General features: G+C 64.6%; 27 protein-coding genes and 2 pseudogenes. 23 read left to right on the top strand and 6 right to left on the bottom strand.

The features are described 5' to 3' along the window. Positions 1 to 188 precede the first annotated feature (188 nt). Positions 189 to 830 carry a hypothetical protein gene (locus tag AB0M45_RS17935; RefSeq protein ID WP_364329773.1) on the bottom strand — a complete coding sequence of 214 codons (642 nt, stop codon included), beginning with the start codon at positions 828 to 830 and terminating at the stop codon, positions 189 to 191. A 444-nt stretch (positions 831 to 1274) separates the two neighbouring features. Between AB0M45_RS17935 and AB0M45_RS17930 the strand changes: the two are divergent. The 11 genes and pseudogenes from AB0M45_RS17930 to AB0M45_RS17880 all read left to right on the top strand — a co-directional run. Next, positions 1275 to 1379: pseudogene (locus tag AB0M45_RS17930) on the top strand (50S ribosomal protein L5); the annotation flags it as partial. A 6-nt stretch (positions 1380 to 1385) separates the two neighbouring features. Next, positions 1386 to 1554 (top strand): annotated as a pseudogene (gene rpsN, locus AB0M45_RS17925) (30S ribosomal protein S14). 755 nt (positions 1555 to 2309) lie between these two features. Next, entirely contained in the window at positions 2310 to 2624 is a 315-nt protein-coding gene (locus AB0M45_RS17920; protein ID WP_364329770.1) for a WXG100 family type VII secretion target, read from the top strand. A 17-nt stretch (positions 2625 to 2641) separates the two neighbouring features. After that, complete coding sequence (locus AB0M45_RS17915; RefSeq protein WP_364329767.1) at positions 2642 to 2944, top strand: WXG100 family type VII secretion target; 303 nt, start codon at positions 2642 to 2644, stop codon at positions 2942 to 2944. After that, positions 2941 to 4230, top strand: a complete 1290-nt coding sequence (locus tag AB0M45_RS17910) for a polymorphic toxin type 24 domain-containing protein (protein ID WP_364329764.1) — start codon at positions 2941 to 2943, stop codon at positions 4228 to 4230. The genes AB0M45_RS17915 and AB0M45_RS17910 overlap by 4 nt, the downstream gene beginning before the upstream one ends. A 10-nt stretch (positions 4231 to 4240) precedes the next feature. Next, the gene (locus tag AB0M45_RS17905; RefSeq protein ID WP_364329761.1) at positions 4241 to 4648 is read left to right on the top strand and encodes a HEAT repeat domain-containing protein; all 408 of its coding nucleotides are present in this window, start codon (positions 4241 to 4243) and stop codon (positions 4646 to 4648) included. A gap of 83 nt (positions 4649 to 4731) precedes the next feature. Next, entirely contained in the window at positions 4732 to 5046 is a 315-nt protein-coding gene (locus AB0M45_RS17900) for a hypothetical protein (RefSeq protein ID WP_364329758.1), read from the top strand. Between the two features lie 181 nt (positions 5047 to 5227). Then, positions 5228 to 6385 carry a helix-turn-helix transcriptional regulator gene (locus tag AB0M45_RS17895; protein WP_364329755.1) on the top strand — a complete coding sequence of 386 codons (1158 nt, stop codon included), beginning with the start codon at positions 5228 to 5230 and terminating at the stop codon, positions 6383 to 6385. A gap of 142 nt (positions 6386 to 6527) precedes the next feature. Continuing rightward, complete coding sequence (locus AB0M45_RS17890) at positions 6528 to 6689, top strand: hypothetical protein (RefSeq protein WP_364329752.1); 162 nt, start codon at positions 6528 to 6530, stop codon at positions 6687 to 6689. A 135-nt stretch (positions 6690 to 6824) separates the two neighbouring features. Next, positions 6825 to 7367 carry a hypothetical protein gene (locus AB0M45_RS17885; protein WP_364329749.1) on the top strand — a complete coding sequence of 181 codons (543 nt, stop codon included), beginning with the start codon at positions 6825 to 6827 and terminating at the stop codon, positions 7365 to 7367. Between the two features lie 141 nt (positions 7368 to 7508). Further along, positions 7509 to 7763 carry a hypothetical protein gene (locus AB0M45_RS17880; RefSeq protein ID WP_364329746.1) on the top strand — a complete coding sequence of 85 codons (255 nt, stop codon included), beginning with the start codon at positions 7509 to 7511 and terminating at the stop codon, positions 7761 to 7763. A 16-nt stretch (positions 7764 to 7779) separates the two neighbouring features. On the opposite strand, the gene AB0M45_RS17875 is transcribed toward AB0M45_RS17880, so the two are convergent. Next, positions 7780 to 8484, bottom strand: a complete 705-nt coding sequence (locus AB0M45_RS17875) for a type II toxin-antitoxin system RelE/ParE family toxin (RefSeq protein WP_364329743.1) — start codon at positions 8482 to 8484, stop codon at positions 7780 to 7782. Between the two features lie 133 nt (positions 8485 to 8617). After that, positions 8618 to 9268, bottom strand: a complete 651-nt coding sequence (locus AB0M45_RS17870; RefSeq protein WP_364329740.1) for a Uma2 family endonuclease — start codon at positions 9266 to 9268, stop codon at positions 8618 to 8620. A 285-nt stretch (positions 9269 to 9553) separates the two neighbouring features. Between AB0M45_RS17870 and rpsH the strand changes: the two genes are divergently transcribed. From rpsH to map, 9 genes are all read left to right on the top strand, one after another. Continuing rightward, entirely contained in the window at positions 9554 to 9952 is a 399-nt protein-coding gene (gene rpsH / locus AB0M45_RS17865) for a 30S ribosomal protein S8 (protein ID WP_067464156.1), read from the top strand. Between the two features lie 15 nt (positions 9953 to 9967). Continuing rightward, complete coding sequence (gene rplF, locus AB0M45_RS17860; protein WP_364329736.1) at positions 9968 to 10504, top strand: 50S ribosomal protein L6; 537 nt, start codon at positions 9968 to 9970, stop codon at positions 10502 to 10504. Positions 10505 to 10506: 2 nt separating this feature from the next. Beyond that, positions 10507 to 10914: a 50S ribosomal protein L18 gene (gene rplR / locus AB0M45_RS17855; protein ID WP_364329733.1), complete on the top strand. Its 408-nt coding sequence runs from the start codon at positions 10507 to 10509 to the stop codon at positions 10912 to 10914. A gap of 34 nt (positions 10915 to 10948) precedes the next feature. Then, positions 10949 to 11608 (top strand): 30S ribosomal protein S5, encoded by a 660-nt coding sequence (gene rpsE, locus AB0M45_RS17850; protein WP_040774339.1) that lies wholly within the window; start codon positions 10949 to 10951, stop codon positions 11606 to 11608. Beyond that, the gene (rpmD, locus tag AB0M45_RS17845) at positions 11608 to 11787 is read left to right on the top strand and encodes a 50S ribosomal protein L30 (RefSeq protein WP_039795559.1); all 180 of its coding nucleotides are present in this window, start codon (positions 11608 to 11610) and stop codon (positions 11785 to 11787) included. Before rpsE ends, rpmD begins: the two co-directional genes overlap by 1 nt. Before the next feature lies 1 nt (position 11788). Further along, complete coding sequence (gene rplO / locus AB0M45_RS17840) at positions 11789 to 12232, top strand: 50S ribosomal protein L15 (protein WP_364329728.1); 444 nt, start codon at positions 11789 to 11791, stop codon at positions 12230 to 12232. Positions 12233 to 12410: 178 nt separating this feature from the next. Further along, positions 12411 to 13733, top strand: coding sequence for a preprotein translocase subunit SecY (secY, locus tag AB0M45_RS17835; protein WP_364329945.1), 1323 nt, complete (start codon positions 12411 to 12413; stop codon positions 13731 to 13733). Beyond that, entirely contained in the window at positions 13730 to 14275 is a 546-nt protein-coding gene (locus AB0M45_RS17830) for an adenylate kinase (RefSeq protein WP_364329725.1), read from the top strand. Before secY ends, AB0M45_RS17830 begins: the two co-directional genes overlap by 4 nt. A 29-nt stretch (positions 14276 to 14304) precedes the next feature. Continuing rightward, on the top strand, positions 14305 to 15102 hold the full coding sequence (map, locus tag AB0M45_RS17825) for a type I methionyl aminopeptidase (RefSeq protein ID WP_364329722.1): 798 nt from the start codon (positions 14305 to 14307) through the stop codon (positions 15100 to 15102). Positions 15103 to 15594: 492 nt separating this feature from the next. Here the strand turns inward: map and AB0M45_RS17820 are convergent, their stop codons facing one another. From AB0M45_RS17820 to AB0M45_RS17810, 3 genes are all read right to left on the bottom strand, one after another. After that, entirely contained in the window at positions 15595 to 16023 is a 429-nt protein-coding gene (locus AB0M45_RS17820; protein ID WP_364329719.1) for a DUF4254 domain-containing protein, read from the bottom strand. Continuing rightward, the gene (locus AB0M45_RS17815; RefSeq protein ID WP_364329716.1) at positions 16020 to 16478 is read right to left on the bottom strand and encodes a DNA-directed RNA polymerase subunit beta; all 459 of its coding nucleotides are present in this window, start codon (positions 16476 to 16478) and stop codon (positions 16020 to 16022) included. Before AB0M45_RS17815 ends, AB0M45_RS17820 begins: the two co-directional genes overlap by 4 nt. Positions 16479 to 16833: 355 nt before the next feature. Then, positions 16834 to 18357, bottom strand: a complete 1524-nt coding sequence (locus AB0M45_RS17810; protein WP_364329713.1) for a hypothetical protein — start codon at positions 18355 to 18357, stop codon at positions 16834 to 16836. Positions 18358 to 18522: 165 nt separating this feature from the next. Here AB0M45_RS17810 and dtd point away from each other — a divergent pair, with 165 nt between their 5' ends. From dtd to AB0M45_RS17795, 3 genes are all read left to right on the top strand, one after another. Then, the gene (dtd, locus tag AB0M45_RS17805) at positions 18523 to 18966 is read left to right on the top strand and encodes a D-aminoacyl-tRNA deacylase (protein WP_364329710.1); all 444 of its coding nucleotides are present in this window, start codon (positions 18523 to 18525) and stop codon (positions 18964 to 18966) included. A 235-nt stretch (positions 18967 to 19201) separates the two neighbouring features. Continuing rightward, positions 19202 to 19528 carry a hypothetical protein gene (locus AB0M45_RS17800; RefSeq protein ID WP_364329707.1) on the top strand — a complete coding sequence of 109 codons (327 nt, stop codon included), beginning with the start codon at positions 19202 to 19204 and terminating at the stop codon, positions 19526 to 19528. A 20-nt stretch (positions 19529 to 19548) separates the two neighbouring features. Continuing rightward, the gene (locus tag AB0M45_RS17795; protein ID WP_364329704.1) at positions 19549 to 20076 is read left to right on the top strand and encodes a YbaB/EbfC family nucleoid-associated protein; all 528 of its coding nucleotides are present in this window, start codon (positions 19549 to 19551) and stop codon (positions 20074 to 20076) included. Positions 20077 to 20082 lie beyond the last annotated feature (6 nt).

The raw sequence follows: 20082 nt of genomic DNA, 5'->3' as shown, positions 1-20082 counted from the left end.
ATTCCTGGGCCGCCAGCTTCCTGAAGCCACCGGCAATTGCGGACGCGACAGAGCCCGCGCGGCGACGGTGTGACCACCGAGCCTGCGCCAAGTAGCGAATCGCAGTCGAGCGAAGAAGGGCGCTGCGGCGGATGGTTTCCGCCGCAGCGCCTTTCGCGACTTCAGCTCAGCAGGTCAATCGCTGATCGTCAGGGCAGCACCTGCGGAATGACATCGGGCGCGACCGTACCCACGACCGCGCCGACCACGGCACCCAGGATGGCGGTGGTCACCACGCCGACCGCGGCGCACAGCACGTAACCGACGACGAAGGCGGCCACGGTCGGAATGCAGGTGATGAGGGCGGCGATCGCGCCGACGCCCGCGCCCGCGGCCGCACCGTTCATGACCGGATCCGGGTACTGCGCCCCCGGATTGGTCGCGATGTCCTTCAGCTCCGCGCCCGTCGCGGCCGAGACCTCAGGTGTCGTCACCGACAGCGTGCGGCCGTCGTCGGACACCTTGGCATCCAGGGCGATGGTGGTACCGGACGGCGTGGCCAGCGTGCGCGGAAGCTCGGTGACCGCCGCGCCGACCTTGTCCACGACCTTGATCGAGGCCTCGCCGAGCTGGAACGTGCCTGCATCCAGCGTGGCGGACACGCTGCGCAGGTCCGGCGCGACCGTGGTGTGGTAGCCGATGTCCGCGGACGTGCCTGACGTCGAGATCGCCTGGGCCAACTTCGCCTGCTGATCGGCGTAGTTGGTGGCCGATGCGGCTCCGGCACCGGCGAACGTAGTCGCCACGGCCAGCGGCAGCGCACCGATGAGCGCCTTACGACCAATACGCATTGCAGCGCGATAGAACATTGAATTCATTCTCCCTCCCGACCCCCGATCACCCCCGACGTGGACGATTCGAACGTCGTATCGTGTGAACCGAACGCACTATTGGTAGCGACTACACGATCGTCAACGCAAACCTTGTGACATTGTCCACAATGTGGAACCGATTGAGCAGCAGGATATTTCGCTGCCGACATGATGGTTCGGCAAACTGAGAGCGAATGCTGTCGCCGGCCCCGCCGCCACATCGGGCGACTGCCCGAAACTTTCGTTTCGGCGCTGTCAAGACGCACTGCTCCGGGGCGAGCATGCCGATATCGTTCGGTGCGTTCTCGGTCTGCCCGTGCGTCTCGGAGTTGTCCAGCAATCTGATACTCCAGCCGGATTGCGTGATCAGTTGAGTTGGCGTGAACGTCGCCGATACGGGCGGCGTGGAGGTCGGCGGCGCGCAAGATCGAGCGCCCGCGCGGTACGGACATCAGCATGGTGACCGCCGCGACCAACAACGAAGAAGGACGTGCCCTGCTCGGGCACCACGGCTTCCCGTTCAAGGAGAAAGCGCTGGTCAACCTAGCCAACGCCAAGCCTGAGTTCGCGGGTCCGCGCCTACACCTGCCGCCAGCGGTGCGGCAGCACGCACGCGGTGTACCGCCAGTTCGGCCTCTGGCGCGTGTGCCTGTGTGAAATGGCGCTTCTATTCCAGTCGTCCTTATTTAAGGTTGAACGCTAACCTTAAATAAGGAGGTGGCATATGTCGGCCGCCGAAACCGGGCATTCGAGTCACCCGAGGCGATCACCGCGTTCACCGCCCTGGAACGGCGGCGTGCTAGTCCGGACGGCGATACGTGAGCCTCACGCCCGAATCGCCCGGTGCCGCGCCGCCCCACCCGCGAGGTGGCTAACGAACGCCCCAGTATCGGCTGTGCACCGTCATGCGCCTGGGCTCCTTCATAGGCGGGCTCATCGAACGCAGGACGTTGGTCCTGAGGTGATGTGCCACGGATAGTGTTGTGCTCCATGGAGTCCGAACGAGCTGAAGATATCGCCAGACTGCCTCGTAAGCGGATGGGGGCGGTTCACCTTCAGACTGAGGAGCTTCGGGGCTGGGCGTGGTGCGATGACGTTGAGGCCGCGAAAAGACTGCCGGATGTGTTGACTCGGCGCGTGGCAGCGGCGCGCCGGGCTCGGGCTGAGGGAGCGCTGGCATATCTGGAAGATGGATTCGCTGTCGCGTAAGTACGACGACCTGCGTCGACGCTAGGGCATGAAGCGTCGGGCGGATGGGGTCTCGGTCAGCGGCGGCGATCGACAGCGTGTCCAGCCTCCGCGTCCTCGCGGACTTCGGGACATACGGAAAGTCTTGAGGAACAATAGATCATGGAGCTCCCTCCCGAAGCGTCGTAGGGAAGGAGAGCTGCAGGTTTCGCTGCCGCCAGGCTTCGGGTACGTTTGTGGCTGAACTACTCTGTGATAGAGGGGGCCGGGTTGGCGGGGGAAGTGCCATCGCTGTCGGTCGACACCGATGATGTCAAAGCCTTGGGGCGCTTGGCATTCGATGTCGCGACGCAATGCCGTGATGGCTACTCGGCTTTGGAGACCGATGCTCGGGACATGCTGGCGAGCTGGGCGGGAAATAACGCCCGCGCGTTCTCAACCGGTTGGGAAGAGTTCCACCAAGGGGCGGTGCAGGTGTGGGACGCACTGTTCGAGTTGGCGGAGAAGCTGGGGGTGACCGCCGATACCGTGCGTCAGACCGATCAAGCCTTCGCCACCGGCGTCAGCTCGCTCGATCTGCCCTGAGCGAGGACGGAAATCTCATGTCAGCGGATGCGGAAGCTTTTTCGGTCGATCTCGACAAGCTCGATAACCTCGCTGCCCGAATCCGCGGTTTCGCCGGATTGCTTGCCGACCAGCTGGCGGCAATCGACCAGAAGGCCAAAGAAGTCGATGCCGGCTCGGCCGGTGCGGTGATGGCGGCCTACCGCGAAGCGCACGGCGAGTGGCTGGCGGGTGCAACCGATATCCGGGAAGGGCTCACGGCCCTGGAGGACGCGGTGAAACAGGCCCACGAAAGCTACACCGGCGCTGTAGCCGAGGGCTTGCGGATTCTCGGCATATGACTCTGGCTGTCGATCCGAAGGCTTACTACCAGGCGGCCACCAACTGTTTCGATGCCGCGTCGGCGCTGCGTGACAGTTTTCTGTACATCTTCGCGGAGTTGTCTGACTGCGGGTCGATGGCGGGTGTGGACGAGAACGGCCAACAGTGGGCGGGCTCGTACAACACCTCCGCGTTCGAGGCTGTGGGGTTCTTCCAGGATGTCCACTCGACCCTGTACGCATATGGCGGTGCCCTCAACGACATCGGCTTCACGCACGCCCAAGCCGACGCCTCGATGAAGGGCGCGCCGCAGCCGGACAAGCCAACGACTCCCGGCATGCCGGTCTTCGGGCCGTTCTCGGTCCCCGCCTCGGCAGGCGGTCCCGGACAAGGCATCGTCGACAAGGGCATCAATATCGCCAGCCACATCGGCATACCGATCCCCGATGGTGACACCGGAAAGCTCGCCAAGGCGGCCGACGCCTGGGACCGGCTCGGCACGATCTACCAAAACACAAACGCCCGCGACAAAATCACCATCTCCGCCGGACTGTTCGACACCGTCACGGCCGACGACGCCTCCTACATCCGAGACGATCTCAAATCCCTGGCCAACTCCATCGATCAACTGTTGACCGCCTGCAAGCAGATCAGCCAGTCCTGCATCGAATACCGGGACGCCTTGAACGAGCTCCGCGCCGAGATCAAGGTCTTTCTAGAGGGTCTCGCCAAAGACCTCGCCATCGACGCCGCGATCACGGTCGGGCTCGCGCTGATAAGCTTCGGCGCTGGCGCGGTCACCGCCGCCAAGGCTGTCCACACGCTTCACCACTGGGCCGGGAAGATCAAAGACGGCATCATCGCCTGGCGAGCCCGCAAGGCGCTCCAGATCGCTGGCCTCAAGCAGGATGCCAAAGACGCGGTTGTCAAAGCGAGGAAGGTGGTTACCGACCTTCGTGATCGGTTGCGGAAGAAGGTCGATGACTCCCCGGAACCGCCGAAAAAGTCTCTGCGGCAGGAACTGGACAATGCTACCGTAACGACTGATCGCAAAATCGACATTGCGCACGGTCCGCCAAACGGCTACGTCGTGAAGAAAGATGCCAATGGAAACATTACAAATTATGTGCAGTATGACGAAAACGGGCGAGGCATCAAGCGGGTTGACCTGACAGGTCGGCCGCACGGCACCGTGCCGACACCGCATGTAGTTGAGATCGTCCACGACGTCGCGCCGGACGGGACAGTGTACGTGCGAGAATTGACGAAGCAAGTCCGTCCGGCCACGCCGGATGAGATTCCGTGATAGGAGAAGCGTGGAATTGACGCAGGCACTCGCTGATTCGCGCTCAGTGGACTGGAAAGTCCGAGAGAGTGCGGCCATTGAACTCGGTCGACTGCTGCCGTCGGACGAAGCGATGAACCGACTGGCCGAGCTCCTTGGTGATGAGAATATGGCGGTCGAGTTGGAGGCAACCGAGGTTCTGGCGCGATTCGGTGGCCACGCTGGACTGGTCGCTATCCTCGGCGAACTAGGGAGACGAGTGGATGACCCCGATTCGGACTATATCGCCTATCGTTTGCAAGAACTGCAGACCAATGACCAACTCCCGATCTTGCAGAACGCGCGTGAAATTCTGAGTCAGTCCCCTCCGTCTGACGTGAGCGAAGGTATAAATCAGATCGAGCAGCTTTTCGGCTATTTGGCTCCGCGCGACCAATGAGAACTGGGCATGTCGACCTGCGCGCAGCATTGGAGCGTGCCCGAAGTAACGAGGGGCTAATACGGCTTCGCTCCATCTCGGAGTTGAGTGCTTGGATCTCCGATGCCCAGGCGCGCAGACGCCTCGTGGAGATGCTGGATGATGACATAGTCACGATGCAAATCGAAGCCGCCGAGGCTCTGGTCCGACATGGCGGAGAGTTGGGTCTGCTGTCGGTTCTCGAGGAGTTGGGTCGGCGAGACGACGCTGATGTCGATTACATCGCGAACCGGCTCAGTGATCTGGACAATTTCGGAGAGTTCCCTGTTCTGGCGGCTGCATCCTCAATCGCTGAATCAGAAATATCACCCAATGCGCGACGAGGTCTAACTGAGCTGCACGAGCTCATGGGGCGCTGAGGGACTTGCAAAAGTAACGACGGAGGTCGTCTGTCGGGATGAACTGTGCTGGGCGCGTCGGCTCCCCGGTGTCGCTGACACGTGATCTGTGCCTCTGTGAGAGTTCGCTCGGACGCGCTCCTGCCTGGGCAGTTGTTCCGAATCTCTGTGTGCGCGAACCGATCAGTCGTAGCCTCGGGGTATGAGCATGGACGGTGGGGACCGATTGAAGAATGCCCGCAAGCGGGCCGGTATGACTCAACGCGACTTGGCCAACGCATCGGGTGTGTCCCTGTCGCAGATCAGGAAGATCGAGCAAGGCGACTACGAGCCTCGCCTGGAGACGCTGCGCAAGTTGGCGGTGGTGCTGAAGGTGCGTACTTCGCAGCTGCAGGATCAACCCGACTACCAGGTCGCTGATACCGACACCGAAGCGCAATGGGAACCCGTGTGGCCGGCGTTGTTCGGGAGTTCCCCGGCGGCCGACGAGCCAGCGACGGCCGCCGGGGTACAGGCCACGCTCGACGCCGTGCAAGCGATGATCAGCGCCGACAAGTACCGCGTGGTCACTGCGCTGCTCCCCGGCCTGATAAGGGACGCCGATAGCGTCGAAGACGGGCGCTTGATCCGGTTCCGCGTCTTGCACATGACGGCCTCGCTGCTGGCCCAGACCAGGCAGTTCGAGGCCGCCGACACCGTCCTGGAGCGCGCGATGGATGCCGCCGAGACCCACATCGAGGCGGCCACGGTCATCGACACCATGCTGTGGGCATTGCTCCGGCAAGGGCGCCTGGACGACGCTCGGGCACTGGCGACCAAGTGGGCCGACGATATCGAGCCGCGATTCTCGCGGGCGAGCGTGTCGACGGTGGCGATGTGGGGTCGACTGTGGCTGAAGGTCGCCAACGCTGCCGTGCGCGACAACCAGCCGGGCGAGGCCGAAGACGCGATGTCTATGGCGCGCGCGGCCGCGTATCGGATCGGCCGTGAAATCTACATAGAACGACTGCTCGGCCGAACCTTTGGGCCGCTGGAGGTCGCGTATATCTCGGCCGAGTCGTTTGCCATTGCCGGTGAGCCAGAGAAGACGCTCGCCATTGCTGGCCAAGTCCCTGCACCGACGATAGAACCGAACGGGGCCAGCAGGCTTCGGCATCGCCTGGACGTGGCCAATGCTCAGGTGCAGCGCGGTCAATTCAGCGAAGCCCTGGACGGATTGTGGGGTGTGCAGAGGGCAGCTCCGGAATGGCTTGTGCAGCAGCGCTATGCGCGCGACATCCTCGGCAAGATCGTGACAACCAGGCGGACGCTGACCTGGGAGATGCGAGAGCTGGCTGACCGAGTCAAGCTCGAATACTGATATCCCCCAAGACATTCGAGATGGCACTTCCGGCGATTCGATCCGGAAGTTCCATGGTCTTTTCGACGCCTCCAGTGCGACTCTCGAGCCTGTTCCCGGCGCCGGGCTGTCCACGCCACATCGCGTCAAGGGGGTTCTGCGCATGTCCGAACTTGCGGTTGTCTTGGTCGTCGTCGCTGCGGTCGCCGGGATACTGATATTGCTCTTTTGGGTGTTGCCGTGGTTGATCGACCTGGACGGCAATCCGGATGAGTCGGTACCGGCGAGCGAGATCATTCGGCGGGTCGAAGACGAGCAACGATGACCGGCCGCATGGCCGGGTCGGAATGCAACAAGCTCAGCTGCGTCTGCCCGGCACTCGCGCATTCTTCGACCTCTTCAACGGTCGTACCGAGCCCGCTGACGCGATGATGGTGGCGGCGGTGGGACTGCTCGGAGTGTGGGTTCGGCACTACGAGAACAGGCGGCTGGGGCGGCCGATGAGCCGTGGCTCGCGGATCTGATGGATCTGCATATCTGGGCAATCGACCGGCATATCGAGGACATGGTTTCAGCGGCACGCCTGCACGGCTACCAGCCCGGCCCCGATGTTCATGAGATGGCCTATTCCTATGGGGAGATGGTGAGCCTGCTCACCGCGGACTTTGTGCGATGCCGGCGTGAGGAGCGGCAGCCCGGCGGAATCACCGAAGACCAAGTGCTCCATCACGTGCGGCACTGGGACGGGTTCAACGCCATGGTGAAAGCGGTGGCGGCTGGGGGTGTGCGGCTGCGGATTCCGCGCGGCATCGCGCGGCACGCCCATTCGGAGCGGGGGCACGAACGATCTGGAACCATGACCAGCCCGTGCCTCACGAGCCCGACGTGTACGTTCGCGTCCTGCTCGGCGGCATCAGCCTGGACTTCGCGGCTTGCCGCACCGCCGCCATGCGGTTCGTGCGCGAGTGGTGCGCTGTTCGAGCCGCTGACGACATCGCCGTGATTCCGGGCAGCGCAATAGGATTGGCAAGATTGCCTTGTGAGCGTCTCTTTCTCGAACCGTGACGGCCGGGTCGATCTGTCGGAACATGCACGTGCCCTGCTTGACTTGCTGAATTTTGGCTCGTGCGAGTCAACTCTGGGCGTGAACTCTGTTCTTCCGGAGGTCTTCCCGTGGGTGGCATTCCTGTCACGCGAAGAGGTCCAGGAGTTCGTGCTCGAGCTGGTAACCGCGTTGCGTGCGGGGGAATCGCTTGGTGACCCCGTGCCGGTCGCGGAGGTCATCGAGAGTTGGCGGCACACCGCGGAGGCCCTGGCCGACCGCGCGTTGGCCTCGACCCTCGAATCCTCCACCGATCAAGACTTCGGCGCCGTGCCCGCGCCGCCCGATTTCGCGTGAGCCCGATTCGCCAGCCCTATGCAGCGCTGCTGTGTGGTGTGAAGCTGACGCGGGCGTCGTCGGCATCGATGGCGATGTTCAGCGAAGCATCCAAGGCTCGCGCCAGCTTGGTCAGCAGAGGGAGGGTGGGGACGGCGTCCGATCCTTCGATCCGGGAGATCTTCGCCTGAGTCAGACCTGCCCTGGCAGCGAGTTCGGCCTGGGTGAGTCCGAGCTCGGTTCGGCGGTTGTAGACGGCGGCGGCCAGCTCCATGGCCAGTCGGATCTCATGCCGCGCTTCGGTGACGGCCTCGGGTTCGGTCAGCTCGCCGTCTTTCCTCGTCTTCCATCGACTGTGGGGCATCACAGCTCTCCCTTTTCGATAGTGCGCAGGAACTCTTCGTGAGCGGGGCCGTGTTCGGCCTCGCAGGTTCTTCGCGCTTTCGATAGCGCGTTTGACCTCGGCGTCCTCGCGGTCCTTGGTCTTGCGGAATGTTGTCAGCAATACGATTGTGCGGTCGGATCGGAACCAGTAAGTGATCCGCGTGGCCGCTCCGTCGAGGGTGGGTCGGAGTTCACGCACGCCCTCACCCAAGTAGCGGGAGAAGGGTTCGCCGAGTGTGGTGGCGCGTTCGGCTGGTAGGGACACGTATTCCTCGACCTTCAAGAAGTGCTTGGCGGGCAGTGACTCCAACCAGGCCCGGACTTCGGGCTCGATCTCGATCGAGTACAGCGACTCCACCTCGACAGTCTATATGTCGTTGACGACATGTTTGCGGCCCTCATGCAAGGTCCCGCGTGAGAGCGTCGGCGATACCGCCACAAGAAGGACTCCGGCGAAGCTCTTGGTTGTCGATGCTGCCACCTTTGCCGATTCAGAACGCCAACTCCGACCAAGGGATGTGGATCGGGAATGGGAAGTCGATCTCGATGGCGTCGGAATCCTTCGGCGACCACTTGTCGATGAGTAGATAGTTGGCCGGGTAGAGCGGGCGCGTGCCTTGCGGTAGTTCGCCGTGGGTGGTTTCCAATGCGAACGCGCGGACTATCTCGATGGAGCTCCTCTCGCGCTCGAGCGCCACTTCCCAGTACCAAGTGATGCCCGCCTTCGCGTAGCGCGCTTTGCTGGCCGCCAGGTCGGTCTGCGGGTTTGGTGACAACACCTCGCCGACCAGCAGCACATCGTCGGCGCGAACATCCTGGTAGGGGCCTCGGGAGTTGCGGCATATCAGGATGTCCGGCGTCATGAAGTCGGACTTTTCCGAAGCGTCGAAGAAGACGTCCGTTCGAGTGTGGACATTCCAGCACTGCTGTGGATCCGTGACCACCGCTTCGCGCAGGCATCGGCGCAACCCGCTCCAAAGGAGGTTGGTGAATTCCTGGTGCTCGGCCGGTCCGCGCTCTCGCCACACGACCCGCCCATCCCATAGCTCGATCTGCTCGGCTATCTCCTCGGGCAGTTGCTCGAGTTCCTCCCACGTCATGGTCTCGGGGAGGTCGGGTCGTTGGATGCCTGGGCTCGACATGGTGACATGTTATGTCGATCACAGGCTGTTTCTGCTGGTCATGGGATGCACAAGAAGGCGGCCGCCGACGGACCCCGATTTTGTCCTGGTGACGCCCTTGCCTACACTAGAGCGGTTGCCTGGGCAGCTGCATGTCCGCGTGCGTGCGCTCGGGCGATACATACCTTATCCGGTCGGCAAGTGCAGGCCGGACCATCCGAATTGTCGTAGGCCCACCGCTGACCTGCGGGTACGCATGTCAGCGCTGTATGGGAACCGCGGCGAGAAAGGTGTCTAGGTCGAACCATGACCATGACTGATCCGATCGCAGACTTTCTGACACGTCTGCGCAACGCCAACTCGGCGTACCACGATCAGGTGAAGGCTCCGCACTCGAAGCTCAAGGCGAACATCGCCGAGATCCTCAAGCGTGAGGGCTACATCGCCGACTACCGGACCGAGGACGCGGCCGTGGGCAAGACGCTCATCGTCGACCTCAAGTACGGCCCGAGCCGTGAGCGCAGCCTCGCCGGCGTGCGCCGTGTCTCCAAGCCCGGTCTGCGCGTGTACGCGAAATCCACCAATCTGCCCAAGGTGCTCGGCGGCCTCGGCGTGGCGATCATCTCCACGTCCTCCGGCCTGCTGACCGACAAGCAGGCGGCCAAGCAGGGCGTGGGCGGCGAAGTCCTCGCTTACGTCTGGTAAGGGAGGTCAGGACTAATGTCGCGTATTGGTAAGAAGCCCATCGCTATCCCCGCCGGTGTCGATATCAGCATTGACGGCCAGGACGTGTCGGTGAAGGGGCCCAAGGGCACCCTGTCGCTGACCGTCGCCGAGCCGATCACCGTCGCCAAGGAAGACGGCCAGCTCCAGGTCGGCCGCCCGGACGACGAGCGCCGCAGCCGCGCCCTGCACGGCCTGACCCGCACCCTCGTGTCGAACATGATCGTCGGTGTGACCCAGGGCTACGAGAAGAAGATGGAAATCTTCGGCGTCGGTTATCGCGTCGCGCTCAAGGGCCAGAACCTCGAGTTCGCCCTCGGCTACAGCCACCCGGTGCCGATCGAGGCGCCGGAGGGCATCACCTTCGCGGTGGAATCGCCCACCAAGTTCTCCGTGTCCGGAATCGACAAGCAGAAGGTCGGCCAGATTTCGGCGGTCATCCACGGCCTGCGCAAGCCCGACCCGTACAAGGGCAAGGGCATCCGCTACGCCGGCGAGGTCGTTCGCCGCAAGGTCGGAAAGACGGGTAAGTGATCATGGCGCAAACCGAAAACCAGAAGGCCAAGCGCATTCCGCGGGGCAAGGACGTGTCCACCACGCGTCGTCTGTCGAAGACGCGCCGTCACTTCCGTCTGCGCAAGAAGGTCCAGGGCACCACCGAGCGTCCGCGCTTGGTGGTCAACCGCTCCTCGCGGCACCTGCACGCGCAGCTGGTGGACGACTCGATCGGCAAGACCATCGCCGCCGCGTCGACCATCGAGGCCGACGTGCGCGCGCTGGACGGCGACAAGTCGGCCAAGAGCAAGAAGGTCGGCGAGCTGCTCGCCGAGCGTGCCAAGGCCGCCGGTGTCGAGGCCGTCGTGTTCGACCGTGGTGGCCACGACTACCACGGCCGGATCGCCGCACTGGCCGACGCCGCTCGCGAAGGTGGGTTGAAATTCTGATGATCGTGACCAACAAGAACGGAAGGAACGTCTGATGCCGGGACGTCAGAGGCGTGACGGCGGAAGCGGACCCGCCGGACAGAATGGCAGCGCCCCCGAGGGCGGCCGCGGCGACCGTCGCGGTGGCGGCGACCGTCGTGGTGGCGGTGACCGCCGCGAGAGTGCCGCCGAGAAGAACCAGCTCGAGCGGGTCGTCGCGATCAACCGCGTCTCCAAGGTCGTGAAGGGTGGTCGGCGCTTCAGCTTCACCGCCCTGGTGATCGTCGGTGACGGCAACGGTCTGGTCGGCGTCGGCTACGGCAAGGCCAAGGAAGTTCCCGCGGCCATCCAGAAGGGTGTCGAGGAAGCTCGCAAGAACTTCTTCCGCGTCCCGATGATCGGCTCCACCATCACCCACCCGGTTCAGGGTGAGGCGGCGGCCGGTGTCGTCATGCTGCGTCCGGCCTCGCCGGGTACCGGTGTGATCGCCGGTGGCGCGGCTCGTGCCGTGCTGGAATGCGCCGGTATCCATGACATTCTGGCGAAGTCGCTCGGTAGCGACAACGCCATCAACGTCGTGCACGCGACTGTTACTGCCCTCAAGCAGCTGCAGCGTCCGGAAGAGGTCGCGGCTCGCCGTGGCCTGCCGCTCGAGGACGTCGCTCCTGCCGGCATGCTGCGTGCGCGCGCTCAGGCTGCCGGAGGTGTCAAGTAATGGCAGATCTCAAGGTGACCCAGATCAAGAGTTCGATCGGCGCCAAGAAGAATCAGCGGGACAGTCTGCGGACGCTCGGTCTGCGTGGCATTCGCAAGACCGTGGTCCGTGAGGACAACGCCCAGAACCGCGGGCTGATCAACGTCGTGCGCCACCTCGTGACCGTTGAGGAGGTCTGACATGACCATCAAGTTGCATCACCTGCGTCCGGCTCCCGGCGCCAAGACCGAGAAGATCCGGGTGGGTCGCGGTGAGGGCTCCAAGGGCAAGACCGCGGGCCGCGGTACCAAGGGCACCAAGGCGCGCAAGAACGTGCCTGCCGCCTTCGAGGGTGGGCAGATGCCGATTCACATGCGGCTGCCCAAGCTCAAGGGCTTCACGAACCCGTTCCGCACGGAATACCAGGTCGTGAACGTCGGCGCCATCGCCAAGCTGTTCCCCGAGGGTGGCGAGGTCGGCAAGGCCGAGCTCGTGGCCGCTGGCGCGGTTCGGAAGAACCGGCTGGTCAAGGTCCTCGGCGACGGTGAGATCGGCGTCGCGGTCCAGGTGACCGTGGACAAGGTCACCGGCGCGGCGAAGGAGAAGATCACCGCCGCCGGTGGCACCGTCACCGAGCTGGGCTGACGGTACTCTGCAAGTAGTGGCACCGGACGAGTGAAGGCTCGTCCGGTGCCACTGTTAGAGTTCAATTGTTGTCTGCCAAGCCTCGTCATGGTTTTCGGCGTCCCTCCTGTGCTAGCAGGGACTGGATAATCGCTGAATAACCCATGTCATGACCATGTCGTTCGCGCCAGGAGGATCAGTGCTTTCCGCCTTCGTATCGGCCTTCCGGACCCCGGACTTACGGCGGAAGATTCTCTTCACGCTGGGGTTGGTCGCGTTGTACCGCGTAGGCGCCGCGCTGCCGTCCCCCGGCGTCGACTATCAGGCGGTCCAGGAGTGCATCGACCTGGTCTCCGGCGGTGAATCCGCCGGTATCTACCAGCTGATCAACCTGTTCTCCGGTGGTGCGCTGCTGCAGCTGTCGGTCTTCGCGATCGGCATCATGCCCTACATCACCGCGAGCATCATCATCCAGCTGCTCACCGTCGTCATCCCGCGGTTCGAGGAACTGCGCAAGGAAGGCCAAGCAGGCCAGACCAAGATGACGCAGTACACCCGGTACCTGTCGATCGCGCTGGCGATCCTGCAGGCCACGGGTCTGGTCGCGCTGGCGGCCCGCGGTCAGCTGCTGCAAGGCTGCCAACAGGACATTCTTGCCGACACCAGCATCTTCGGCATGATCATCATCGTGCTCGTGATGACCGCGGGCGCGGCGTTGGTGATGTGGTTCGGCGAGCAGATCACCGAGCGCGGCATCGGCAATGGCATGTCGCTGCTGATCTTCGCCGGTATCGCCGCGCGCATCCCGACCGAGGGCAAGGCCATTCTGGACAGCCGGGGCGGGTTGGTCTTCGGCCTGGTGTGTGTCGCCGCGCTGGCGATCGTCACCGCCGTGATCTTCGTCGAGCAGGGGCAGCGCAGGATTCCGGTCCAGTACGCCAAGCGCGTGGTGGGGCGGAAGATGTACGGCGGCTCCTCGACCTACCTGCCGTTGAAGGTGAACCAGGCGGGCGTCATCCCGGTCATCTTCGCGTCGTCGCTGCTGTATCTGCCCAACCTCGTGGCGCAGCTGACCTCGTCGCAGAACAATCCGGATCCGAGCTGGTGGCAGGACATCATCCAGAAATACCTGGTGAATCCGAGCAACCCGGTCTACATCGCGATCTACTTCGGTCTGATCGTGTTCTTCACCTACTTCTACGTCGCGATCACCTTCAACCCGGAGGAGCGCGCCGACGAGATGAAGAAGTTCGGCGGCTTCATCCCGGGCTATCGCCCTGGCAAGCCGACCGCCGACTATCTCAACTTCGTCCTGAGCCGTATCACCCTCCCCGGCTCGATCTATCTCGGTCTGGTCGCGGTGCTGCCGAACGTGTTCCTCGACATCGGTTCCGCCGGTGGCGTGCAGAACCTCCCGTTCGGCGGTACAGCGGTGCTGATCATGGTGAGCGTTGGTTTGGACACCGTGAAGCAGATCGAGAGCCAGCTGATGAATCGAAATTACGAAGGGTTCCTCAAGTGAGAGTTGTACTGCTCGGTCCGCCGGGCGCCGGCAAAGGCACCCAGGCTGTCCTGCTGTCGGAGAAGCTGGGCGTTCCGCACATCTCCACCGGGGACCTGTTCCGTGCGAATATCAGCCAGCAGACGCCGCTGGGTCGCGAAGCACAGAAGTACATGGACGCGGGCGATCTGGTGCCCAGCGACGTGACCAACCGGATGGTCGAGGCTCGGGTCAACGAGCCCGACGCCGCGAACGGTTTCGTGCTCGACGGCTATCCGCGCACGGTCGACCAGGCCGACGCGCTGGAGACGATCCTCAAGGACATGGACACCAAGCTCGACGCGGTGCTGTGCTTCGTCGTGCCGGAGGACACGGTGGTCGATCGAATGCTCGCCCGCGGCCGCGCCGACGACAACGAAGACGTGATCCGCAACCGGCTGCGGGTGTACCGCGAGGAGACCGAGCCCCTGCTGGAACACTACGACGGCCTGGTCGTCTCGGTGGACGGTGTCGGCGAGGTCGACGACGTCAACACGCGCGCATTGCGCGCGCTCGGCCACTGATGCCGCTCACGATGGAGCGCTGAGGCCGCATGGTCTTCCACCGCAAGAAGAAGGTCGTGCCGTTCCGGACGGCTGGTGAACTGGATGCCATGGCGGCCGCCGGCGCGATTGTCGGTCAGGCCTTGGTCGCCGTGCGCGCGGCCGCCAAACCCGGAGTATCCACCCTGGAACTGGACGAGGTCGCCGAGCAGGTGATCCGGGACGCGGGCGCGGTGCCGTCGTTCAAGGGCTACCACGGTTTCCCCGCGTCCATCTGCGCGTCGGTGAACGACCGGGTGGTGCACGGGATTCCCACCGGCGAGGAGATTCTCACCGAGGGTGACCTGGTGTCCATCGACTGCGGGGCGATCCTCGACGGCTGGCACGGTGATTCGGCCTGGACCTTCGGTGTCGGCACGATCATCGAGGCCGACCGGTTGCTCAGCGAGGCGACCAAGTTGTCCATGGAGGCCGGGATCGCGGCGATGGTGCCCGGTAACCGGCTGACCGACGTCTCGCACGCCATCGAACTGGGCACCCGGGCAGCCGAGAAGGAACACGGGCGGGCATACGGCATCGTCGACGGTTACGGTGGGCACGCTATCGGCCGGGAAATGCACCTCGATCCCTTCCTCGCCAACGAAGGTGAGCCGGGCAAGGGCCCGAAGCTGGTGCTGGGTTCGGTTCTCGCGATCGAGCCGATGCTCACGCTCGGCACCACCCAGACCAAGGTGCTCGACGACGACTGGACCGTGGTCACCGTGGACGGCAGTCGTGCGGCACATTGGGAGCACACCGTCGCCGTCACCGAGGACGGACCGCGGATCCTGACCCTGCGTCCGGAGTAGCGCCCGGCCGTCGCCGGTCGGACGTCCCGATTCGGTGACGCTGCGCGGCGAGGATCCGAGCCGCACCGACGCCAGTCATCCTGGTCGATCTCGCCGCGTGCGCGGTTTCGGCACCATGCGCCGACCGCGACCACCGGACGATACCCAGCTCGCGCTGGATCGGTGACGTCGTTCCTTGCACCCGCGTCCTGTGCGTCCGTCCGAAGCGGTATGCCCGCGGCGGTGCCGGTGCGGGATGTGTTCCTCCTTCGTGCCGAACCTGTCCTGAACGATGCCGTCAGCGTATGGCCGGTCCGGTGCGGGGCACGTGAGTAGATCGCTACTCGAATTCGCCTGGGGGACCACGCGGTTCGATTCGGTGCGGCCGGTGCGGCGGGCCGCTTGCAGCGGCGGAAACCGCCGTGGAGTGCATATTTCGTGTGCGTAGGTAGCGAGTCGGCCGATGGCGCACAGCGGCGGCCCACCCTATGGATGGGACGCCGTGGCCGAACCCTAGGAGGCGCCCGGTAGCCGGCGGATGCCCGCGCAGACCTCGGCGGCCAGGTCGTCGTAGCCGACGGCCAGTTCGGCCAAGCGCTGCCAGGCGTCCCAGAGGTCCCATTCCGAGGAACTGGTCAGTGCCGCGTAGGCGTGCGCGGTGAGCTGGGCCAGGCGGTCGATCACCGCGCCCATGGTTTCGGTGTGCACGTGGGCCGCGCCGTGCGCGGGCGGCAGCTGCACGGTGATCCAGCGGTCGATATCGCGAACCAGCCTCGCGCGCAACGCGTCGATCTCGTTCAACGACTCGCATTCCGCGCTGAGCCTGCGCTCGTGCAACGTGGTGAGCTCGTGTGCACAGCGCAGTAGCGGGTTGCCTTCCTTGAGTTCACCTCGGCATGCTTGCAGCACCTGGTGCTTCGCGGGCAGGGCGCCGGTCGTCATCGCTTCCCCGCTCTCGCGCAGGATCGGATGGCCTCGACGATGGACGAGCCGGAGGGGCGGAAACCATTGCGTGGGGCAACGATCCAGTGCCGGTACCGTGCGTTGGCATCGTCGGGCGAGGGCAGTGCGATCTCGCCGCCGCATGGCACGATCGAGACGTTGTGGCGGAACAGCTCAGCGAACAGCCGGACGTCGTCGGATAGATCAGGACGGGTCAGGAAGGTCCATCGTTTGGACCGTTCGTGGCAGATGATCGGACCCAGTCCGATTAGGCGGTCGGTGAGATCATCGCGAACTCTTCGGCCTAGCATGGCGGGCATCGTGATCGCGCCGACGAATCCGGCGCGGACGGTGATTCGGCCGATCTCCGGATGGACTCCGGCGGGCAGATCGCAAGTGTGTCGATAGTAGGCGCATCGGGCGGTCGGGGTATCCGCCAACGCCAGCTGGTCCATGGGGCCCTCGGGGTAACTTCGTGTGACTTTTCTCCAGGCGCCCGGTTGGTGATGTGGCAGCAGTGCTGTGATCCGGTTCACCATTGGGCGCTGTCTCAGTAGAGCACTCCATGGTGGGAGATTAACGTTCCGTTCAATTAGTTCGCGAGAATTTTGTCCACGTACCAGTTACCGTTAGTTTCGGTAATTGGTACGGTCCGGCAGGAAGTGCCGTGTCCACGTCGAAGTACGTAATACCTGGTCAAATGACCTGTGTAGAACCGGAAGCCGGACCTCCGGCATTTTGTTCACCGCCGATCCGACCGGCGCGCCGTTTTGCGCGGATCGGCCGGACCGGGCGCCCTCTCGAGGCCGCTCAGGGGGTCGTGCGGAAGAAGAGCACGCGGTCGCCGTGCTCGGACAACGGCGTATTGACACTGATCTGGCGCAGGCCGCTGTCGGGCAGATAGGTGAGGTTGGCGAACACCTTCGTGTTGCCGAAGGCCGCGCGCAGTTTGCTCTCGGTCGCCCGGTCGGGGTTGTAGAGGGCCAGCGTCTCGAAGTCCAGTGGCGCGAGCGGCTTGTCGAGCGGAGCCTGTCCGGCTGGACGGCCGAGCGCGGCGTACTGGGTGGCCGCGCCGTGCTCGTACCAGCACAGCTCGTAGGCCACGTTCTCGGTGACCGTGATGGCCGCCACCGGCCAGTCCTGGGAGAGGCGCAATGCCAGTGGATGTTTGGCCACCGGGGTGAGCTCCCAGTTCAGGCTCATGACCGTCACCCAGCCGCCGTAGGGCTGATCGATCAGCACGATGTCGTCGCCGAGGGTGGTCGAGGTGTTCAGGTCGGGTTCGCCGATCTTCCACGTCGACTCGTGCTTACCGAGGTAACTCTCGCGGTCGAGGGGGTAGGCGTCATCGATGGCGTATGCCGCGATGATCGCGGCGCGCACTTGGGCGATGGCATCCCGTTCCGGGCAGTAGACGCTCAGCGCGCCGAAGGTCGCGCCGATACGCACCGGCATCGACGGCTGATCCGGCTCCGCGCCGGGTGCGAGCGGTCGCAGGCCGACCAGGGCCAGTTTCCAGTTGATCTCTTCGACGGTGGACAGATCGCCGGAGGACTTGAACATGACCTGCTGCTGGGTGAGCCTTCCGGCCTGCTCCAGGGTGCGGCAGTTCAGCTCGACCAGCGCCCGGTGTGACTTCGGGGTGAGATCGAGGTCCTGGATGCCGCACGCGCGCAGTCGGATCGACATGCTGGTCGAGGTGAGCGCGGCGTACCGTTCGCGATACATGGCGATGGCCTGCTTGCGCGAACGACCGATCATGAGTGTCCGCAGCAGCGTGCTCAGGCTGGCCAGGTACTTGCCGGACAGTTCGGGGTTCGCCGCGGCCAGGCCGGCGCGTATGCGGGCCGCCTCCTCGGTGGCCGCTACCGCGGCATCCTGGTCGAGCCGGCCCAGCCATACGCCGCACTTGGACAATCCGTCCGCGCACGGACCCGCGACTTCCGGATGCGCCCGCGCCACTTGACGGTAGACGTCACAGGCCCGGCGGATCGTCGTGGTCGCGAGTTCCCGGCGGCCGCTGTGCCGGGCCGCCTGCTCGAAGGAGCGCAGCGCGTCGTTCAGCTCCCCGGCCAGGCGCGCGGTCAGCACCTGGCCCCGGGACAGCAGGCGCAGGCGGATCGCCACCGCTTCCTCGGCGGGCGCCAGCGCCTCCCTGGTCCGGTCGCGCACCGACCCGTTGGTCTTCGTGGCGATCAAACCCTTGGCGAGTTCGCCGAGAGAGGTGGCCAGACGCAGCTCGGAATCGACCGAACGGTCGAGTGCCGCATACCGATCCGCCGCGATCTGGCGCTCCAACGCGTCCAGATCCATCGCGCTCCTCGTTTCCAGCATGATCCTCCGCCACCGCACGGCATCCGCGCACACATCCTTCTGCGCACCGAGTTTGTCATGGTTGCCGCCCGCGCGCACCTGTATCCGGCCAGGCCGATCGGGTAAGACGGCGTGTGGCCACCCGTGTGGTCGCCCCTGCTGGGCGGGGCGGCATGATCGAGCTTTGTGCGAGCCCTTCTGCAGCGTGTGAGTTCGGCGCAGGTGACCGTCGACGACCGGGTGGTCGGTCGCATCGACCCGGTGGCCGACGGCGTTCCGCACGGCTTGGTCGCCCTGGTCGGCGTGACGCATTCCGACACCGAAGCCACCGCGAAGGCGTTGGCCGACAAGGTATGGCGGTTGCGCATCCTCGACGGGGAGCGATCGGCCGCGGATCTGCGGGCCCCGATTCTGGTGGTCAGTCAGTTCACGCTGTACGCGGACACCACCAAGGGCAGGCGCCCGTCCTGGTCGGCGGCCGCACCCGGCGCCGTCGCCGAACCGCTCGTCGAAGCTTTCGCGCAGGCGCTGCGCGAGCTCGGCGCCCGCGTGGCCACCGGGCAATTCGGAGCGCATATGCATATCGATCTGGTGAACGATGGCCCGGTCACCCTGATGGTGGAGATGTGAACGGCTGACCGGGCTCGCCAAGCGGTCCGGGTGTCGCCGATTACCAAAATCGCACGGCGATACCGCGATTCGACGTAGCCGTCGATAGGTGTACGCCGCCGTCGCACGTCACTGCACCGGCACTTTCCGTTCATGTCCGGGCTACGGGTGAGTTGCCCTCGACTGTCATCGTCGGAGGACACGAGTCGAATGCGTGGGCGGGTCCGGCCCGCGCGAGCGCAGGAGGAGCGAGGCAATGGCGGAGAGGATCGAACTCGACCCCGACCTGCTGCGGCAGGCCGCGCAGAAGACCAGCCACGTCCGCGACCGCATCAACTCCGTGATGTCCACCTTGCAGACCTCGCTGGCCGGTCGGGGAGCACCGTGGGGCAACGACAAGATAGGCGACAACTTCTACAACGGGCCCAACGGCAATGACGGCTACCAGGCCTCGCGCAAGAATCTGACCACGAACTCGACGAACATGTCGACCACGTTCGGCAACTTCTCCACCAACCAGACCCGGACCGCCGACTATCTGGAGCGTCAGGACCGCCGCAACGCCGACGGTTTCCGCCGCTGATCGGCGAGACGGCACCGACGATGACGAACGAACTCGCCAAGGCGGAGATGGCCGCGCTGCTGGAGGAAGTCCAGGAGCAGCTGCGCACCGTCGCCAAGGTGCAGCAGGAGCGCGCCCAGCTGGTCGGCAGCGCCTCGGCGCGCGGAAAACGGGTGACCGTGTTCGTGAACGCCGACGGCACGGTCATCGAGACGCGGTTCGGGCCCGGCATCGAAGATCTGAGCTATGCGGAGATCGCCAAGGCGATCACCGAGGCCGCGCAAGCGGCGGCCGTGGACGTCGCGCGCAAGGGACAGCAGTTGATGGCGCCGCTGCACGATCGACGGGCGCGGCTGCCGAAGTTGTCGGATCTGATCGAAGACATGCCGGACTTCGCAAGTCAGATCCCGCAGCCGCCGAGAGCGTCCACCGCGCCGCCGGGAGCGGCTGAGCGACAGGCGCGTGCCGCGGGTCCGGACGACGGCAGCACCGCAATGCAATTCAGCAATGTGGAGGCCTACGACCACGACGGGGCCACGGACCGCGGAGTCACCGATTCCAGCTGGTGATCTGAG

This window comes from Nocardia sp. NPDC051787 (genome assembly GCF_040681325.1).
Taxonomy (GTDB): Bacteria; Actinomycetota; Actinomycetes; order Mycobacteriales; family Mycobacteriaceae; genus Nocardia.
The sequence above is the reverse complement of the archived record's forward strand: the minus strand, read 5'-3'. Positions and strand labels throughout refer to the sequence as shown.

What these genes read in the sequence shown, in the direction of transcription:
- rpsE (WP_040774339.1), top strand. Translation starts at nt 10,949, where the DNA reads ATGCCGGGACGTCAGAGGCGTGACGGCGGAAGCGGACCCGCCGGACAG.
- rpsH (WP_067464156.1), top strand. Translation starts at nt 9,554, where the DNA reads ATGACCATGACTGATCCGATCGCAGACTTTCTGACACGTCTGCGCAAC.
- rpmD (WP_039795559.1), top strand. Translation starts at nt 11,608, where the DNA reads ATGGCAGATCTCAAGGTGACCCAGATCAAGAGTTCGATCGGCGCCAAG.
- AB0M45_RS17895 (WP_364329755.1), top strand. Translation starts at nt 5,228, where the DNA reads ATGAGCATGGACGGTGGGGACCGATTGAAGAATGCCCGCAAGCGGGCC.
- AB0M45_RS17890 (WP_364329752.1), top strand. Translation starts at nt 6,528, where the DNA reads ATGTCCGAACTTGCGGTTGTCTTGGTCGTCGTCGCTGCGGTCGCCGGG.
- rplR (WP_364329733.1), top strand. Translation starts at nt 10,507, where the DNA reads ATGGCGCAAACCGAAAACCAGAAGGCCAAGCGCATTCCGCGGGGCAAG.
- rplO (WP_364329728.1), top strand. Translation starts at nt 11,789, where the DNA reads ATGACCATCAAGTTGCATCACCTGCGTCCGGCTCCCGGCGCCAAGACC.
- AB0M45_RS17795 (WP_364329704.1), top strand. Translation starts at nt 19,549, where the DNA reads ATGACGAACGAACTCGCCAAGGCGGAGATGGCCGCGCTGCTGGAGGAA.
- AB0M45_RS17915 (WP_364329767.1), top strand. Translation starts at nt 2,642, where the DNA reads ATGTCAGCGGATGCGGAAGCTTTTTCGGTCGATCTCGACAAGCTCGAT.
- AB0M45_RS17870 (WP_364329740.1), bottom strand. Translation starts at nt 9,268, where the DNA reads ATGTCGAGCCCAGGCATCCAACGACCCGACCTCCCCGAGACCATGACG.
- map (WP_364329722.1), top strand. Translation starts at nt 14,305, where the DNA reads ATGGTCTTCCACCGCAAGAAGAAGGTCGTGCCGTTCCGGACGGCTGGT.
- AB0M45_RS17820 (WP_364329719.1), bottom strand. Translation starts at nt 16,023, where the DNA reads ATGACGACCGGCGCCCTGCCCGCGAAGCACCAGGTGCTGCAAGCATGC.
- rplF (WP_364329736.1), top strand. Translation starts at nt 9,968, where the DNA reads ATGTCGCGTATTGGTAAGAAGCCCATCGCTATCCCCGCCGGTGTCGAT.
- AB0M45_RS17910 (WP_364329764.1), top strand. Translation starts at nt 2,941, where the DNA reads ATGACTCTGGCTGTCGATCCGAAGGCTTACTACCAGGCGGCCACCAAC.
- AB0M45_RS17800 (WP_364329707.1), top strand. Translation starts at nt 19,202, where the DNA reads ATGGCGGAGAGGATCGAACTCGACCCCGACCTGCTGCGGCAGGCCGCG.
- AB0M45_RS17935 (WP_364329773.1), bottom strand. Translation starts at nt 830, where the DNA reads ATGCGTATTGGTCGTAAGGCGCTCATCGGTGCGCTGCCGCTGGCCGTG.
- AB0M45_RS17815 (WP_364329716.1), bottom strand. Translation starts at nt 16,478, where the DNA reads ATGGACCAGCTGGCGTTGGCGGATACCCCGACCGCCCGATGCGCCTAC.
- AB0M45_RS17810 (WP_364329713.1), bottom strand. Translation starts at nt 18,357, where the DNA reads ATGCTGGAAACGAGGAGCGCGATGGATCTGGACGCGTTGGAGCGCCAG.